Annotated in this window: 12 protein-coding genes; 2 read left to right on the top strand and 10 right to left on the bottom strand. The window is 41.8% G+C overall.

Going from position 1 to position 17,553, the window contains the following annotated elements:
* Nucleotides 1–82: 82 nt before the first annotated feature.
* Nucleotides 83–682, bottom strand: a complete 600-nt coding sequence (locus ACQRBJ_RS08385) for a phosphoribosyltransferase family protein (protein ID WP_294972480.1) — start codon at nucleotides 680–682, stop codon at nucleotides 83–85.
* A gap of 188 nt (nucleotides 683–870) precedes the next feature.
* Here ACQRBJ_RS08385 and ACQRBJ_RS08380 point away from each other — a divergent pair, with 188 nt between their 5' ends.
* Nucleotides 871–1,791 carry a YitT family protein gene (locus ACQRBJ_RS08380; protein WP_294972478.1) on the top strand — a complete coding sequence of 307 codons (921 nt, stop codon included), beginning with the start codon at nucleotides 871–873 and terminating at the stop codon, nucleotides 1,789–1,791.
* Nucleotides 1,792–1,851: 60 nt separating this feature from the next.
* Here ACQRBJ_RS08380 and ACQRBJ_RS08375 read toward each other — a convergent pair whose 3' ends face one another.
* The 5 genes from ACQRBJ_RS08375 to ACQRBJ_RS08355 form a co-directional block, all read right to left on the bottom strand.
* Entirely contained in the window at nucleotides 1,852–2,493 is a 642-nt protein-coding gene (locus ACQRBJ_RS08375) for a DedA family protein (protein ID WP_445303326.1), read from the bottom strand.
* A 168-nt stretch (nucleotides 2,494–2,661) separates the two neighbouring features.
* Nucleotides 2,662–4,377, bottom strand: a complete 1,716-nt coding sequence (locus ACQRBJ_RS08370; protein WP_295348259.1) for a glutamine--tRNA ligase/YqeY domain fusion protein — start codon at nucleotides 4,375–4,377, stop codon at nucleotides 2,662–2,664.
* A gap of 284 nt (nucleotides 4,378–4,661) precedes the next feature.
* On the bottom strand, nucleotides 4,662–5,057 hold the full coding sequence (locus tag ACQRBJ_RS08365; RefSeq protein ID WP_445303325.1) for a hypothetical protein: 396 nt from the start codon (nucleotides 5,055–5,057) through the stop codon (nucleotides 4,662–4,664).
* A 62-nt stretch (nucleotides 5,058–5,119) separates the two neighbouring features.
* Entirely contained in the window at nucleotides 5,120–5,728 is a 609-nt protein-coding gene (locus ACQRBJ_RS08360) for a phosphatase PAP2 family protein (RefSeq protein WP_445303358.1), read from the bottom strand.
* 119 nt (nucleotides 5,729–5,847) lie between these two features.
* Entirely contained in the window at nucleotides 5,848–7,764 is a 1,917-nt protein-coding gene (locus ACQRBJ_RS08355; RefSeq protein ID WP_445303324.1) for an LTA synthase family protein, read from the bottom strand.
* A 191-nt stretch (nucleotides 7,765–7,955) separates the two neighbouring features.
* On the opposite strand from ACQRBJ_RS08355, the gene ACQRBJ_RS08350 reads away from it, so the two are divergent.
* Nucleotides 7,956–8,390, top strand: coding sequence for a helix-turn-helix domain-containing protein (locus ACQRBJ_RS08350; RefSeq protein ID WP_153126155.1), 435 nt, complete (start codon nucleotides 7,956–7,958; stop codon nucleotides 8,388–8,390).
* 60 nt (nucleotides 8,391–8,450) lie between these two features.
* On the opposite strand, the gene ACQRBJ_RS08345 is transcribed toward ACQRBJ_RS08350, so the two are convergent.
* The 4 genes from ACQRBJ_RS08345 to ACQRBJ_RS08330 form a co-directional block, all read right to left on the bottom strand.
* Nucleotides 8,451–9,068: a sigma-70 family RNA polymerase sigma factor gene (locus ACQRBJ_RS08345; RefSeq protein ID WP_294971992.1), complete on the bottom strand. Its 618-nt coding sequence runs from the start codon at nucleotides 9,066–9,068 to the stop codon at nucleotides 8,451–8,453.
* 135 nt (nucleotides 9,069–9,203) lie between these two features.
* Nucleotides 9,204–12,197: a PD-(D/E)XK nuclease family protein gene (locus tag ACQRBJ_RS08340; RefSeq protein ID WP_445303323.1), complete on the bottom strand. Its 2,994-nt coding sequence runs from the start codon at nucleotides 12,195–12,197 to the stop codon at nucleotides 9,204–9,206.
* A 54-nt stretch (nucleotides 12,198–12,251) separates the two neighbouring features.
* On the bottom strand, nucleotides 12,252–15,446 hold the full coding sequence (locus ACQRBJ_RS08335; RefSeq protein WP_445303322.1) for a UvrD-helicase domain-containing protein: 3,195 nt from the start codon (nucleotides 15,444–15,446) through the stop codon (nucleotides 12,252–12,254).
* A gap of 42 nt (nucleotides 15,447–15,488) precedes the next feature.
* Entirely contained in the window at nucleotides 15,489–17,420 is a 1,932-nt protein-coding gene (locus ACQRBJ_RS08330) for a DUF5686 family protein (protein ID WP_445303321.1), read from the bottom strand.
* Nucleotides 17,421–17,553: the final 133 nt, after the last annotated feature.

The following is a 17,553-nucleotide window of genomic DNA, read 5'->3' as shown; positions in this document are numbered from 1 at the left end:
CATCCCTGATTCTTTATCCTTATTTTCTTCAATGTACTCTTTGACGGGGTGACCTGAGGCTAGCTTTGACATCGTGAATGATTTATATTTTCTGATCATAACCATCAGAAATCTTTTTACCTAAAGCCAATGCGCCTATCACGGAAGCACCCATTGCCTTGAGCTTTTCTGCAAATCGGGAAATGGAACCACCTGTGGCTATCATGTCATCAAACAGCAAAACCTTCTTCCCTTTAAAGAAAGACTCATCAATATGAAGCGTATCTGTTTCATCGCCATCCTCATCTTTCTCTGTCGTATAGCTAAAGGCATCGTAAGCATTCTGAAGTCCGGTCTGTGCGCAAACCTGTTCACTGAAGCTATGGAAACGACGCTCTGTGTGCTTTTTCAATGAGGCAGGAATACAGACAAGCGTAATGGATGAACTTTCGTTGCCCAAAACATCTTTAAGAAAGGATACAACCATATCAATAGCCTTTTTTAAAGCTTGCTGATGATCTATTTCTGTCGTCAACTCAGAGTTTCCTTTAAAATTGACTATAAGTTCACGCTTCTCCCATTCCTCTGGCGAAAGTTCAAAGGTACCAAAGGCACTGAAAGCCGCATAATCGACCAACCAATTGTAGTGGAGACCATCACTAAGACATGGCCATTGACTGATGTTTTCTGAAATAACTGCCATAGACAAGATTGATTTTTCTAATTACTAGTATATGTTCTGTTGATAGCGACTGATAGCTACCTTCTGCAAAATTATAAAAATATATTGATATAGCCATGCTTTTTATCGATTTTTTTGTTTTTTTTATTTTGTGTTGTCTCTAAAAAGCAGTAACTTTGCACACGAAATCAAAATATACATAATTATATATGACTAGAAAAAGTAAAATTCACGAAATCCGTGATTACATGATTATTGCATTGGCAATGATTGAGGGAAGTATCGGTCTTAACATTTTCCTGCTTCCAAACCATATTACGATGGGTGGAGTAGGAGGTATCGCTTCCATCCTGTGCTGGGGATTCGGCATTCCGGTATCTGTATCCTACTTCGCACTCAATGTTTTCCTGCTGATTATTGCCTTTCGTATCTTAGGCTATAAATTCTGCCTTAAAACCATTTATGGAGTGGCTATCTTTGCCATTACCTCGCGCATTATTGAGACCCAGACCGTGGGAATGACTCCTCTACTGCACGACCAACCCTTCATGGCAACGGTTATCGGTGCATTCTTCATGGGAAGCAGTGCAGGACTTGGACTTTCAGCCAATGGTTCTACGGGAGGTAGTGATACGGTAGCCGCCATGATCAACAAGTACTGGAACATTTCATTGGGGCATGCTATCATGATTTGTGACCTCTGCATCATTACCAGTTCTTATTTTGTTCTTCAATCTTGGGAACAGGTCATCTATGGCTATGTCTGTCTTTTTGTGGTATCGATTTGTGTAGACCATATTGTCAACACACTTCGCCGCTCGGTACAGTTCTTCATCATTTCAGATAAATATCTGGAACTGAGTGCAGCCATCAATACTGCAGCCGATAGAGGATGTACTATCATGGATGGTCATGGATGCTATAGTGGCAAGGATGTACACATGCTCTTTGTGTTGGCCCGACAGCGTGAATCGCAGAAAATATTCCGTCTCATCGATGAAATAGACCCTGCAGCATTCGTCAGTCAAAGTGCCGTTATTGGTGTGTACGGTGAAGGATTCGACCGTTTTAAAACCGGCAAGACTATCAGTATTCCTGGTAAGAAGCTTGTTGCAAGCTTTAAATCATAAAAAAAGCGGGGGCGTCATGGATATATGGCGCTCCCGCTTCTTCGTTTCAGTATATTGAAATTATTTTTTCTTCATTCCTTTATAGACAAGGAAAGCTACTACTATCACAGCCAAGCCCAGGATGATATAGCCCAACTCATGGCTGTATTTCAAGGCCTGTTGATAAACATCCTGTGTGGTCTTATAGTCTGTATACTTATAAATACCCCATCCGATGGTAGCCAGAACCGTATTCCATACACCTGCACCTATTGTGGTATAGAGCAGGAATTTGCCTACATGCATACCTGCCAGACCGGCAGGAATACTGATAAGCTGACGGACAGCAGGCACTAAACGACCAAATATGGTAGAGGCAGCACCATGCTTGCGGAAAAACTCTTCTGCCACTTCAACCTTCTTGCGGTCAATCAGGCACATGTGTCCCAGGCGGCTATCTGCAAAACGATAGATGATAGGGCGACCCACCCATTTTGCCAAATAGTAATTAATCAACGCACCGAGGTCTGCACCGACAGTTGCAAAAACAATGACCAGAAGGAATGACATTCCACTGTTTGGATCCATCGCCTTCCACGCTGCTGGCGGAACAACAACCTCAGAAGGAAAAGGAATGAACGAACTTTCGATAGCCATGAACAGTGCAACCACCCAATAGCTCAAATTATCTAGAATCCAAAGAAAAAGATCTGCTGTATTCATTATCCTAATATAATCTATTCTTGGTTCGCAAGTTCAGAAGTTAAAGAAGTTATCACTCCCTTCGGTCGTTCGGGAAGTTAAGAGACAATAGTTATCTTGCGTAAAACGTAGGACATTTGTCCCTTAACTTCCCTAACTTCCCTAACTTCCCCACATGCGAAAGTTCTGTTATTTATTCTGCTTAGCCCAAGTGTCCTTTAAGCCAACAGTCTTGTTAAATACAGGTTTTTCTGCTGTGCTGTCAAGATCAGCCATGAAGTAACCGATGCGCTGGAACTGGAGATATTCACCAGGCTTCTTGCCGGCAGCATACTCCTCAACATAGCAGTTCTTGTAATCGTGGAAACTTTCCGGATTGAGCAGCTCACGGAAGTCGCGCTCATCAGCAGAAGGATTCTCGATGGCAAAGAGTCGGTCATATTCACGAACCTCAGCCTTTACGCAATGGTCAGCAGATACCCAATGGAGTGTACCCTTCACCTTGCGGTTAGCACCTTCCATACCGCTCTTGCTGATAGGATCGTACTCAGCCTGAATCTCAGTGATAACGCCATTCTCATCCTTGGTACAGCCTGTACACTTCACGATGTAAGCGTTCTTCAAACGAACTTCCTTACCAGGAGTCATACGGAAGAACTTCTTTGGAGCATCTTCCATAAAGTCAGCACGCTCAATCCAGAGATTCTTTGAGAAAGTAATGGTATGTGAGCCATCAGCCTCATTCTCAGGATTATTGATAGCCTCCATCTCCTCGCTCTCACCCTCAGGATAGTTGGTGATGACAAGCTTAACCGGGTCAAGCACAGCACTTACACGACAAGCTTTCTTGTTCAAGTCCTCACGTACAGAAGCCTCCAGGAGAGCCATATCATTAAGGGCGTCAAACTTGGTATAACCGATACTGTCGATGAACATGCGGATGCTCTCAGGAGAATAACCACGACGGCGCATTCCGCAAAGTGTAGGCATACGAGGATCATCCCAACCGTTTACCAGATGCTCATCCACCAATGTATGAAGCTTACGCTTACTCATTACAGTATAGGTAAGGTTCAATCTGTTGAACTCAATCTGACGTGGACGGTTATCATTCAAAACATTGTCTGTGCCATCCTTTTCCTTCAAGAAGTCTATAAACTTATCGTAGAGAGGACGGTGAGGAACAAACTCCAAAGTACAGATAGAGTGGGTTACACCCTCAAAGTAGTCACTCTGTCCATGAGCAAAATCGTACATTGGATAAGCATTCCACTTAGTGCCTGTGCGATGATGAGGAGTATGAATGATACGATACATGATAGGGTCACGGAAGTGCATGTTAGGGTTAGCCATATCGAGCTTGGCACGCAGCACCATACTTCCTTCCGCAGCCTCAGGTGTATTCATCTTCTCAAAAAGAGCAAGGTTCTCTTCGATAGGACGGTCACGGTAAGGACTGGCAGTACCAGGAGAAGTAGGAGTACCCTTCTGCTCAGCAATCTGCTCAGCAGTCTGCTCGTCGATATAAGCATGACCTTTCTTGATCATCCAGACAGCAAACTCCCACAACTTCTCAAAGTAATCGGAAGCATAATATATATTACCCCACTTAAAGCCAAGCCACTGAATATCCTGAAGAATATTTTCTACATATTCATTGTTCTCCTTACTAGGATTGGTGTCATCGAAACGGAGATTACATACTCCATTATATTTCTCTGCAACACCAAAGTCCATACAGATGGCCTTGGCATGACCAATATGAAGATAGCCATTTGGTTCTGGCGGGAAACGGGTCTGTATTCTTCCACCATTCTTACCTTCCTTGAGATCTTCCTCAACTAATTGCTCGACGAAAGAAAGACTTTTCTTCTCTTCAAGCTTCTTTTCCTCATTAATTGCCATATATCTTATTTGTTATATTGTTATTTTTGGTGCAAAGATACAAATTTAATTGCAAGTACGGAAATTATCTAAACATTATTTATAATATCAGTATGGAATATTCTAAAACATGTTCTTAAACATATAAAAATATTTGTTTTTCTCGTGTAAAACAGCTACCTTTGCAACCGTTATCCTGAATACAATCTTTTTACCTTAAAGAATGCTAATACTTTAAATAGAAGCACCCCCACTGTGAAGTGGAGGTGCTTTGCTTTTTATATCATTCTGTAAAGTGAATTCTATCACTTTACTTGGTTCTCAGCTGCCTTACGGAAAGTCTCATTCTTCAACAAAAGAGAGCCCTCTTCGGCATCAATAACAGCCTGATCCTTAACCTCTGCATCCAAACCTTTACGGACAAGATTGATATTGACTGTAGAATTCTCTGGCTTAACCATGAACTCCCACTTGAAAAAGTCCTTGTCAAGACCGGTTGTCTTTACGGTAAAGTCGCTATTGATAGTAATGATACGCTTACCATCAGCGCTCTTGTATTCACCGGCAACCTTCTGCTGAGTAGCAGAATCTGTGATTACTTCTACAACAGGTTCAGCTGCTGGAGCTTCCTTCTTTGTCTGCTGGCATGCTGTGAATGCAAACAGTCCCATGGCAATGGCCATAAATGTCATTTTTTTCATAATCCTTATATTAATTATATGTTTATAAATAAATTTTGTCGTTCCCAGACAGAGTCATAGACTTATCTTATGTTTATACCGTACATCATCAGTATCCCACTCGCACAGATGATAATCCATATAGATACCAGCCCAGTCAAGATTGGTACATAGGAAAAGCGCAGGAAATTCGTTGGCTTGAAGCTATCCGTATATTTCCTGAGGAAATGCTGGAAGACATAATAGCAGAGTGTAGCATAGATGAAACCGATGACTGTTCCTACCAACACATCGCCAAAATAATGCACTCCCAGATACATTCTGGAGTAGCAGGTTATCAGCGCCCAAAGACAGAGAAACAGAGTCAGTTTACTTCTCCGTACAAGATGCCTCGCAAAAAAAGCCATTCCCCATGCATTGGCTGCATGGGATGAAGGAAATCCATAGGCTCCACCACGATACCCCTGAACAATATGAACCATCGGGGAAATCGGATTGTCGGGATTGCTCGGGCGCATTCTTCCTATCATAGGCTTCAACAGACCTGAGGCTGTCTGATCACAGAGCGCAATGATGAGTGTTATTACTATCAGAGTGGTAAGCACAACCTTGACAGGAAAGCTTCTGACCATGACAAAGAGAAAGCTTGCATAAAACGGAACCCACACGAAACGATCGGAAAAAATCAACATGAAATAATCCCAAAAGTCACTATGAAAGCCATTGAAAAACAGAAAAATCTGCATATCAATGTGTTCTAATTGTTGAATGAATTCTATCATTTTTCTTTCTTTATCTTACTGATCTTATTCTATTTTTTGCTTGCTATATCATCATACAGCTTCTGCAAATAAGCCTGTCCGCGCTTTAAATTATATCCTTTTCTACCTTGATCATACACTATCTTCTGTGTCTTGTTGTCATAGATGATTGAATTGTCTTCAGAAACCATACCAAATGCATCCGGCACATCAAAGAAGGCAAACTTAGGCGTTGCATCGCTCATCATGTTCTTGCTGAACAGGAAATCCTGATGCTTCACACCCAGCTGTCCGAGAAGAGTTGCTGCAATATCGTTCTGTGAGCCTACAAGTGCCACCTTCATAGGGCGGGCAATAGCACCACCTGTCAGGATAAGCGGTATCTGATAACGTGATCTGTCAAAATTATCAAGATGTTCTTTATAACCACCCACATGATCAGGAACCAATACTACCAATGTATTCTTCCATCTAGGAAGTTTGCTATATTCTCTCATAAGATGACCTATCACGCTGTCTGTATAGGCAAAAGCATTCAGACGCTTGTCCTTCAACCGGCTATATGGCACGTCAAACGGCTCGTGACTGCTGGATGTCTGGAAGATGCGCAACATAGGATGCTTTACATGCTGTTCCTTTTTCAAATCAGCCAGCAACTTTTCAGCCACAATATGATCGTGCACTCCCCATTTGCTCAGCTTATCTTCAATCGGGAAATCAGCATCAGATATTATCTTCTGATATCCTTGCGAAACAAGATAAGAACGCTGGTTGGCAAAATCAACATCACCACCATAATAATAAGCATTCTGATAATTCTTAGCCTCAGCTAAAGAACGGGCTATAGAAGGAAGCTGGGCAGTCTTGGCAGGGTAGCGCATGATGCTCATTGTTGGCTGTGCCGGATAACCACTCAGAATGGAAACCAATCCTCTGTCTGTTCGGAAGCTGTTGGCATAGAAACGTGTAAAGAGGATGCTCTTCTGCGCAATTGAATCGAGCTGGACTGCTACATTCTTCACCTTGCCCATAGACGGCATGATGTCGTTGGCAAAACTCTCCATGATGACAATCAAAATGTCGGGATTTCCCGTCTTTCTTGCCTCGTCATTGAGAAGAGGGTAGGTATTAACATCACTGGAACTGACCAGCTCTTTGAAAAGCTTGTCTGCCTCAGCATTATCCATATAGCGATATTGAGCTGCAAAATCTTCCTGATGCGAAAGCGACTCAAACAGACTGAACATAGGATTGACAGCTGCATGATTAAGAAATGCATCCTGACAAAAATAAGCCTTGCCTGTATTATTCGTCGACACTGTAACTCCACCACGGATAGGAAGGAAAAGCAATGCTGTGAGCACTAACAGAATGAGCGATGAACGAAGGCGATGACGCTCTATATCGCTATCATAAGAGGAACGGTGTCCACCACGGCAATCACCGAATCCATAACTCGTATATCTGCTGCGATAAGTTTTCTTCTTAATGGTAACACGAAGTATAAACCATACACCTATAGCAGAAATAAGAATTGCTAAAAATGCCAGGATGATGTAAAGGAAACTTACACTAGCCAAGGCGTCTTTAGGCGAAGTGAAAAAATAGAAAAGCGGTGTACTGTCCAGAGGGAAATTCCAATACGGATAAAGTCCTAAGTTCAGTGCAAAAAGGAATGCCCCCATGAAGGCGACAATACCGAAATAAATATTCAGGATAGGGTAAACCAGTTTCTTCCGAATCCAGATAGACACCAGAAGCAATAAACCGGGAATAACAGAGAGATAACCTGCCATTCCTAAATCAAGCGACAACCCATGCCAGATTACCTGAGGCATATAGTCCCAAATATTTATTGTTTGAGGAGCTGTAGAAGACTTTTCCAAAAGAAGAAAAAGAGGCTTCTGCACCACGAACAATATCACCAGAATAACGTATGTTTTTATGAATGACAATATCTGTTTCATATCCTAAATTTCATTTATTTGTATATTAACTTGCGTAACATTTTCTATATAAAAGATGTATACGAATGCAAAATTAGCCATTTTATTTCACATAAACAATAATTTTCTCTTCTTTTTTAAAAAAAAATGGAAAAAAATTTGGTAAATCAAAATATATTTACTAACTTTGTTGTATCAAATTTATTACAGATATGGCTAAATATAACATTCAACCTAAAAAAGAAAAGATGGCAAGGTATCAAACCTTGTTGAGCGAGGAGACTAAAGACCGCCTCCACGATGACATCTTGCGTATGTTGGTTTCAGAACAAAAGTACAAGGATCCTGCATACAATTCACGCAGACTTGCAGAGGATTTGGGAACAAATTCCCGCTACATTTCTGCTGTTTGTGCAACAAGATTCCACAAGAACTATTCTGAACTTGTAAACGACTATCGTGTAAACGATGCAATGTCATTGCTTACTGACAAGCGATATGCCAAAATGAGTGTAGAAGACATTGCAGAAATGGCTGGTTTCAGTACCCGTCAGAGTTTCTATGCAAACTTCTACAAGCGCATGGGCATAACTCCTCGTCAGTATCGATTGAACCAGAAAGCGAAATACGAGAAAGCAAAGCAATAGAAACAGAAAACTCCTAGCCCCTGGGTATAACCCGGAAAGGCTAGGAGTTTTTTGTATCCATTATTTTCTCAAGAAATGTTTCAGCACCTTGCTGCTTGCATTTTTAGAAATCTTACGTATGGCCTTGTCTCTGATTTGACGAACCCGTTCTCGTTTCAAACTCATATCATCAGCAATTTCAGCTAATGTCTCATGATGAATTCCAAGTCCATAGAACTTGCGAACCACTTCTTTTTCACGCTCATCAAGCAAATCCACACAATTATCCAAATCTTTCAGCATTTGCTGGAAAGCTACATTATCATCAGCCATATTCACATCCTGATTCACCAATATATCAAGAAGTGTGTATGGATTTCCCTCGCTTATTGGCTGGTCGATAGACACAGCCTTGCTGGCATTGCGAGGTGCATACTTCTTCTGATCTTTTGGTATCCGATAAAGTGCCGACTGCTTATCAACAGCCTCCTGCATGGCTTGTCGGATGAAAGGAGCTGCATATGAAACAAATCTGGTACCACGGGAAGCATCAAACTTCTGTGCTGCGGTAATCATGGCAAGCGTTCCTTCGCTCACCAAATCATCAAATTCCATTCCCTTACCACGGAACTGATTGGCGACAGCCTTTACGTAGTTCTGGTTTTCACTAACCAATATATTGCATTCTTTTTCTGTCATAATATATTCATTTTTTAGTAACAACAAGCCCTTCTCTTCAAAAGAAGGTTTCTTTTCTGCAAAAATACAGAGAAAAATTGAATCTTACAAATTTTTCTCCGTTTTTTATTCAAAAAGTATCCTTTTTCCATATTCTTACTTACAAAGACCAGCATAAGGACATGCAGCACATCTTTCTTTATCAGCGGTTGGGCGGAAAGGCAATTCTTTATTGAATATATCCGAGAGGATTTTCATGATACCCTCCCAAAATTCATCCTTATAATCTGCTACATTCTCTATATAACTACCTCTGCCAAGTTTCAGCGTCGGATCGTAATCTTCTGCTCTTGCATTCTGAATAAAAAGAAGTCCTGGCGATACCGGGTCCTTAGCTGGATTGAGAGAAGTGGACTGACTTACAATCAAGGCATAGAGGATGGTCTGCAGATAGTAGTCAGTATGCTTGCGCAGCATCTCCGGATTGAACACCTCTGCAATTTCAGCAGGATGAGAAACGGGTGCTCTACCTGTTTTATAGTCGATGACACGAATCTTCTCTGCCATATTTTCCAATCCTGGTTTGCCATTTGCTGCAACAGAATCCAACCTGTCGATAAATCCTGATAGGGTAATATTCTTATCACCACAGGAAGTAGGCAGGACAAACCTTGTTTCTATCGGTATCTCCAAACCGATAACAGTAAATGGTGCCTGACGACAATCTATAACCAATAACTGCTTCAGATAATTGGCTATCACCTCTCTGTTGATAAGTTGCAGTCCATTATACTTTGGCTGATAACCATTACTGCTAACCTTGAACAGCTCTTCACGGAAAGCCTGATCTACTATACGATAAATCAAGGCTTCGTTATTAATGGCATTCTCAAAATCGGCCTTTGTGATGATGATAGGGTGGATGAGCTGTTCCTTACCATCCTTATCCAGCTTGACTGCAGATTTTGGGGCAAACTGCAGGTATATAAGTTGGGCGGCACGATGGAATATATTTCCGAATATCCGGTTGTCTATCTCGTCTTCATCAATGAGATCTGGCTCTTCCAGTTTCTCTATATATCTATAGTAGAAACGCTTTTCGCATCTCATGTAAGTATTGATGAAAGTAGGAGATATTTTCCAATGTTCATTCAGTTTTTCCCATATTGTTTCTGTCTTATCTACTTCTTTATATTCATCGCGACAAGGAGTCTGACCGAGTTTGAATGAATGACGGTGTACAGTATTCTTTCCTTCTATCATCAACTGCAACATAAAGCGACTCATTTCGCCAGTCTGTCCTTCTTCTGTAGCATTATTATAGGTGAATGTCAAATGTTGGCAACGCTGTATCATGCGATAGAAATAGTATGCAGAGATAGCTACTTTATTGTCAATGGTCGTCAACCCGTAAGCTTTTCTTATAGAATAAGGTATAAACGAAGCATCGTTGACACCCTTTGGCCACTTTCCTTCATTACATGATAAGACTAGCATATAATCGAAATCGAGATTTCGGGTTTCCAAGACTCCCATAATCTGAATACCTACAGCAGGTTCGCCATGAAATGGGATGCTGGTTGTCTGGAACAATTGCAGAATCAAGCGCTCCAAGGTTATTGTATCAACCTTTAAATCGCCACTTTCTACAAGTCCTCTCAGACGATTGATTACAGTATAAGAACGGAAAAGAGACTCCTGGAAAAGCTGGTCCACATTCTGCTGCTTCGTGTTATAGCCAATCTGTTTGAGGATATCTATCAGATAGTTTAGCAATCCCATATTATACTCATCAAGATTCTCAACCTTATCTATATCTCTGAACAATATGGCGAGTCCTTCATCCTCATTCATGATGAGTGTACTTCTATCTGGATAGAACGTCTTCTTTGATTCCAACTGCTCGATAACCTGTAGGTTGAGCTGCGAAATATAACGGGCATAAGGATGGCGCAGGGTGGCAAGAACCTGATGCAGGCGATAAGTATTGCTAGCCTTAGGATGCCCGATGCCCTGCAATTGGATAAGTTGCTGAATCAGACTGTAGAAAGGCGTCTGCTGCAAAGGATATCCGATTGTTATATTCACATGTTCTACCTCCTTTGGGAGAGAATGTAAAACAGTAGGGAGTAAGCTTTCGTCAGCAAGAACAATAGCCACATTGCCAGTCTCCTTGCACAACCCGTTCTCTTTTAGCCAGGTATGTACGAATCTAGCCTGAACATTCTCTGTTGGAGCAGAAAAATAGTTGATTCTCTTCTTCCTGGATAAATTATCATATATGTTCTCCGCAGATTGACCAGACTCGTTTCCGTTTTCATTTGCTTCCAGCTTGCCTTTGCCTGAATCGGCGTCAAGTTCGTTCGGAAAATACTTCAGATTCTGGCGAATATAATGACCCGCTTCATGGTTGTTATCCATATAAGCCTTGTCATAATCCCAATAGAAGACAGCCTTTTCTTCTTTCATCAACCTGTCGCATAATTGCATCTCTACCTTCTGCAACATATTAAAGCCGACGAAAACATACTTCTTGTGTTCAAATTTGAGATTTTCATCAGTCACTACCTGGCGATAAAGCGCACCTTCATAGGCAAGCCCCTGCTGAGCGAGACGACTGTTGAAATCGTTGTAGATATCGAGGAAATGACTCCATAATTGGAGGAATCGCTTTTTCAATTCCGAATTATGGTCTTCCGAAAAATTACTGAAGAACCTCTGAATCATCTTTTTCTGATCATCAGTCAGATAGGAGATATCATCAAGCTCATGAATATCTTTTAAGTTGGAGAACACCAGTTGCGCATCTGCCATATTTTTATCAATATCGTCAAAATCGGTAATGAGCATCTGACCCCAACCGTAAAAATGGTCAAGAGTTTCATCAATCTCAGTACATTTCACAAATGATTTATGCAAATCGCATACCAGCTTGATAGGGTCAGCAACCTTCAGTGGACTGTTCTGTCGGAACAATTCACTGATAGTTATATATGAAGGAGACCATATAGCCTCATGTTCAATTTCTGCAAGATAGGTATCCAGAAAGAGAGAGGCACGTTTGTTAGGGAAGACGACAACGATGTCGCTCATGTCCCTGCCATATTTCTCTCTCAAATCTCTTGCTACTGATTTAAGAAATGGTACCATAGCTTTACTTTTATTTCTAGTTTTGAGTATCAAAAACTTATTTTGTCAAAATTATTATCTTACTTCAACGACCTTGTTGGGATAAACATACCAAAGATAACCGGTGATATTCTGGTATCCCATTTCACGCAACAAGTTCATATATCCACGAACCTGTTCCTGATGTTCTTCCTTTGGTTTACCAAACTTGAAGTCAACAACTATCGTTTCATTCTCGTCTCTCATCACTCGGTCTGGTCGGAACTTAACAGCTTTTCCATCCACATATTTCACGATAGAGCATTCGTTCAATACTCTCCAGCGGTCAGAGAACCAGTCTTTTACCTGAGGAGAGGCAAGGCGCTGCTTAATCATCTTTTCCAATCTTTCATTGGATACGTTGTCATCGTAGAGAATACCATCTATTTCCAATTGTTTGAGGGCACTTTCTACATCGGCTGAAGTCTTGATAGTAGAAAAAATGCTATGCAATACCGTACCCATTTTGATGTAGAACTTCTGCTGTTCTTCAGCTTCATCACCCTCTACAAAGTCGCGACTCTTATTACTCTGCTTGAATTCCGGCAAATCCGGATTAGCACAAAGTACGATATCTGTCGGTTTCTCATCTTTCATGAAGACGTTCTCCGATTCTTTCTTCTCTTCGTGATTTTCTTCTTCTACGATGAGTTCACCGTAAGAGAAGTTGATATCTTCAGAAGACTCAGATCCTATTCCCGATAATTCTACAGGAACCCCAGTACTCTCCAAATTCCTGGCTACATTCTGAAGAACCGATTCTATCAAGTATGCGCGACTGTTCTGATTGCCTCGCTTACCCAATACAAACAGACTATGGCTGGCACGGGTAAAGGCAACATAAAGCAGATTTAGATTGTCAACAACATTCTGGAGATGCTCATGATGATAATCCCCCTCATAGATGGATTGCATCATGGCTTTTGCATTGAAGTCTACCGGTACGAGGGGCAGTTCATTGAATGGTTCCTCCTGTGGCTCACACCAGATAGTATTCATTTTTTCCAGTTTCCAGTCGCAGAAAGGCATTATTACATAATCAAATTCCAATCCTTTACTCTTATGGATGGTGATAAGTCTGATTCCGTTAATTCCATCACAATGAATACTTTTCTCATGAATGGTATTGTCCCATTCCTTGAGAAAGGCATCTATATCGCTGCTGTTGTCTACCAGATATTCGTTCATCTTGTCATAGAAAGCACAGACATAAGCGCTTTGTTTCTTCATATCCTTTACCTTATCCATCCCCAAGGTAGCATAAAGAATCTCGGTAAGCTCAAAGAGCGGTTTTTCCAGCAAGGTAGAACGCTGTTCCAATAATGTTTCAACCAAATGAGGATCCCTCAGATACTTGATTGCATATTTGGCGAGGGTAGCCTTTGCAATGGCATCATCCGGACAAGCCATGAGGCGCAATGCCACAATGAGGGTAGAAACAGCTTGGGAAGCATCCAGTCGGAAAGCCTCATCTGAGACCATCAGAAAATCTGAATTCTCCATAAAATAGGCAGCAATATCCTGAATGGCTTTATTGCTGCGCACCAGAATGGCAATCTTATTAGCTGGAACACCCATAGCCGTGAGCTCAGTTGCTATTTCCAGCGACTGCTTCATCATGCTTTCCGTGATGTCTTCTCCTCCAAGCAACTGCACTTCTACATATCCCTTTTTGCCCTTCTTCTCTGGTACTTTCTGACAAACATCGGCATAAGCATTTACCAATTGTTTTACCTGTTCCTGGTCAGAGCCTTTCAGCAACTCACACTCCTGCTTGGCTGCTTCTACAAAGAAAGCATTATTGAAGGCGATGATGTTGCGGTCTGAGCGATAATTGGTATCAAGAGTTTTCATTTCGAGCGACTTGGTTCCACCAAACTCATTCTCGATATTATTGAGTAATCGCCAATCACCCGATCTCCATCTATAGATACTCTGCTTTACGTCTCCCACGATGAGATTTCCCGCATTTTCCCTGCTCATGGTTTCCTCCAGCAGAACCTTGAAATTCTGCCATTGTATGGTACTGGTGTCCTGGAACTCATCTATCATCACATGATCAAGTTGAGTTCCTATCTTTTCAAAGATAAAAGGCGAGTCACTGTCTTCAACCAAAGCATGAAGCAGTGTCTGAGTATCACTCAACAGGAAACGGTTGGCTATCTGGTTCAGTTCTCTCACTTTCTGGTCGATGCTACCCAGCAGGCGCAACTGGTTGAGATGCTTCATCGTAAGGGTAGCGCTCTTGTAGTCCTTCACCCATTCCGGTCTTTTCTCTTCCGAGAATTTCAAGATAGGATAAAGCTTATCAGATACAAACATAAACAGAGGTGACTGTTCCTTTACATCGCTTTTCTTGACCCAAGCCTCCGGACTTTCATAACATTTATGGAAGGTGGCGTTTATCAAGTCATCTTCATCATATTTGCCATTCTTCAACTTATTGAAATAGCTCCAGATTCCCCTGGTTTTTCCAGCCAGATCATCAGCAGTATATCCACCTTCTTCAAGACTATCAAAGAAAGTTGCGGCAATCTCCTGCAGCTTCTCTCTTGCCTGGCTTCTGATTTCTTTCATCTTGGCAGTAAATTCCTTGAAGAATCCTTCCTTTGACATGCACTGATTCAGAGCATCAGAATTTTCCTTATAGTAATCCTTGAAGATATTCTCACCAAATTTCTTGATGGGGCCTATTACATTCCAACTTCTATCATCGTCAATACTTTCCTGAATGTAATCCAAGATCCAGAAGAGTAGACGGTCAGTACTGGTTAAACTTTCTATCAGTTCATCCACAGCCTGCTGTTCTACCTGATAATCGTTCAATCCAATACGCAGATTAGCTGTGAGATCCAGTTCTCGAGCCAGATTACGCAATACCCCCTGAAAAAAAGTATCAATGGTCTGTACGCGGAAGTAATTGTAGTTATGCAAGAGGAGTCTCAGGGCTTCTGCTGCATTCTTTCTTATTATTCCTTCTGAAAGATGGGGCAAGGCAATCTTGATTTGCTCAAGATAGCCATTCGATTCTTCCAGTCCCTGCGCAATACCATAGAGCTGACTCAATATACGCATCTTCATCTCTTCTGTTGCCTTGTTGGTAAAGGTCACAGCGAGAATGGTGCGATAAGCCATCGGATTCTCTATCACGAGAGTCATGTATTCTTTGGCGAGAGTGAAGGTCTTGCCCGATCCTGCACTTGCCTTATATACAGTTAATTGTGAATTCATATATAACTTTGAATTTTATCTTATTTTTAAGTTTTAAACAGTTTACCAATTTCTGAACAGTTCGAAGCCGAAGCGACAACCGATACCATCAAATGAAGCATTATGGAATGCTGCGAAGACACCCAAAGTCATCAGTCGGGTAGTAACTCCATATCCTAATTCCGAATAAGGATGCAGATGACGGACAACAAGGGAACTGATGTATAGCCTTTCCTTCTCTATGAACCTTCCTATCAGCGGAACCCATGCCACTGCCAGCATCGGCGCTTCGTATGTAAAATTGGTGCGGGCGTAATAATCGCTGGCATTATACCATTGAGAACTGAGCAGTTCGAACTCTCCGCTCCAGTCATCATTCCAGCCTCCTGGTATGTTATTGTCATGGAAATTTGTGTAGTCTACAAAATCCCAATGATCGCCTTTTTTGGTATAGAAGCCCGTACCCACTCTAAGCGAGTAGGAGCGGCGACGGGAGGAATAGAAAATACTCTGAGCATCCATTTCTACCCGTTCATATTCGATATTGGAGCCAAACAGACCCTTGATTCCACGTTCATAGTCCAGAGTGAGAACGGGGCCACGCTTCCCTTTAGGCGACCATTGTATGCCAATGGCTGGGGCGGACGACTTATAGCATGAAGGATAGCCGTGGGATGTATAAAACGTCGGATTTACAGCCAGACGCTTATGGTTAACCAGACCCACCTCAAATGCCAGATGCTGGTTGAAACGCCAATGGTTGGTTATCTTCAGATAATCGTTCTTGAACTCATAATTGCTGATGGTATCTGTCGGTGTATCCATATCAACAAACTTCCGTGCCACCAGATTGGTTGTGATATGGTTACCATTACCCATTTCTGCCTTGAGATAACCTTCATGAAGGTTGTTATATCTAAAGATAAAAGGCAAGCGGAAATAGAAACGATGCTGTCGCATACTATATCCGCCCTTGAATTGCAAACTGAGCAGAAAGTTGTGGTCGAAAGCATATTGCGTTCTCAGGTCAAACTTATATACCAATCCCTTGCGTTCAGAGTAACCCATATAGAGCGGATTAAAGATAGGACTCAGCTTGAAATAGCCCTGATTTTCCTTACCGAAATCTTGAGAAATACGGTTCAGCATATTATCGCCTACCATATCCCAAAGCACATTTTTTACAAAATCATTTTCCTTATGAGCTAAAGTATTCTTGATGTTCTTATTCTTGTAGTAAGATTGATAAAGACTCTCTTCGTCCAGGTTTAATTCCTCCGGTCTCACTCTTGCCATGATAGCCGTATCAGATAATTGCTTGAGCGAATCAGCCTGTAAATCGGGCAAATCATATACCGTAACATACCTTCCAACAATCTTATTGCCAAGGAACCGGAAATTTGCTCTCATATCACATCTTTTTGGAACCAGCGACTTAAAGCCTTCCGCTCCCATCTTCACAGAGATGAAGAAGCGGGTCATATCATATTCACCTTCAAAATCAACCATACTGATTTTTCCGTTCTTGCTGTCAACAATCGCCCTGGTAAGTACCGTCTGCGTATTCCTGATTCTTGGATAAGCGTAAACCTGAGCCATGCCAAAGGGGAGAGGAGTGACCGAATACTTGTAATATATCCGATTGGACCGATGGAAAGGGGAGAGGATGTTCTCCTGAAAGAGATTTTCTTCATACACATTTGGAGTCATGTATCTCAACGCCTGTTCCATCGTTCGACTCCTGTGCGGAATGGTACTGATGCCAAGAATGCGCTTGTTTATCAACTGACCATTAGCATCATGACTCATCCGGTTGTAATACTCGCTGATGAACTTTCTTCCACCTCCGTGAGCCACAGCATACATGGTTGGAACGAGCATGAGCAGGGCATTACGCCGATTTGTACGAAGTTGGAATTTTGTATATGCGCAAGAGGTATGAGCTGCTCTACCTGTAGTATCCACCGTCTGGGCATATCGAAATATCAAATGCATCACCGAATCAGCATAGGCGTCTTTCGGTGACGATCTTCTGGCACAAGCCCAACAAGGCAGCAGCGTGAAGAACAAGAGGCATAATAGATATTTCTTCATACAAATAAAAAAATCGGGAACAGAACAGTCTGTA

Source organism: Prevotella sp. SGI.167 (assembly GCF_050313615.1).
Classification (GTDB): domain Bacteria; phylum Bacteroidota; class Bacteroidia; order Bacteroidales; family Bacteroidaceae; genus Prevotella.
The sequence above is the reverse complement of the archived record's forward strand: the minus strand, read 5'-3'. Positions and strand labels throughout refer to the sequence as shown.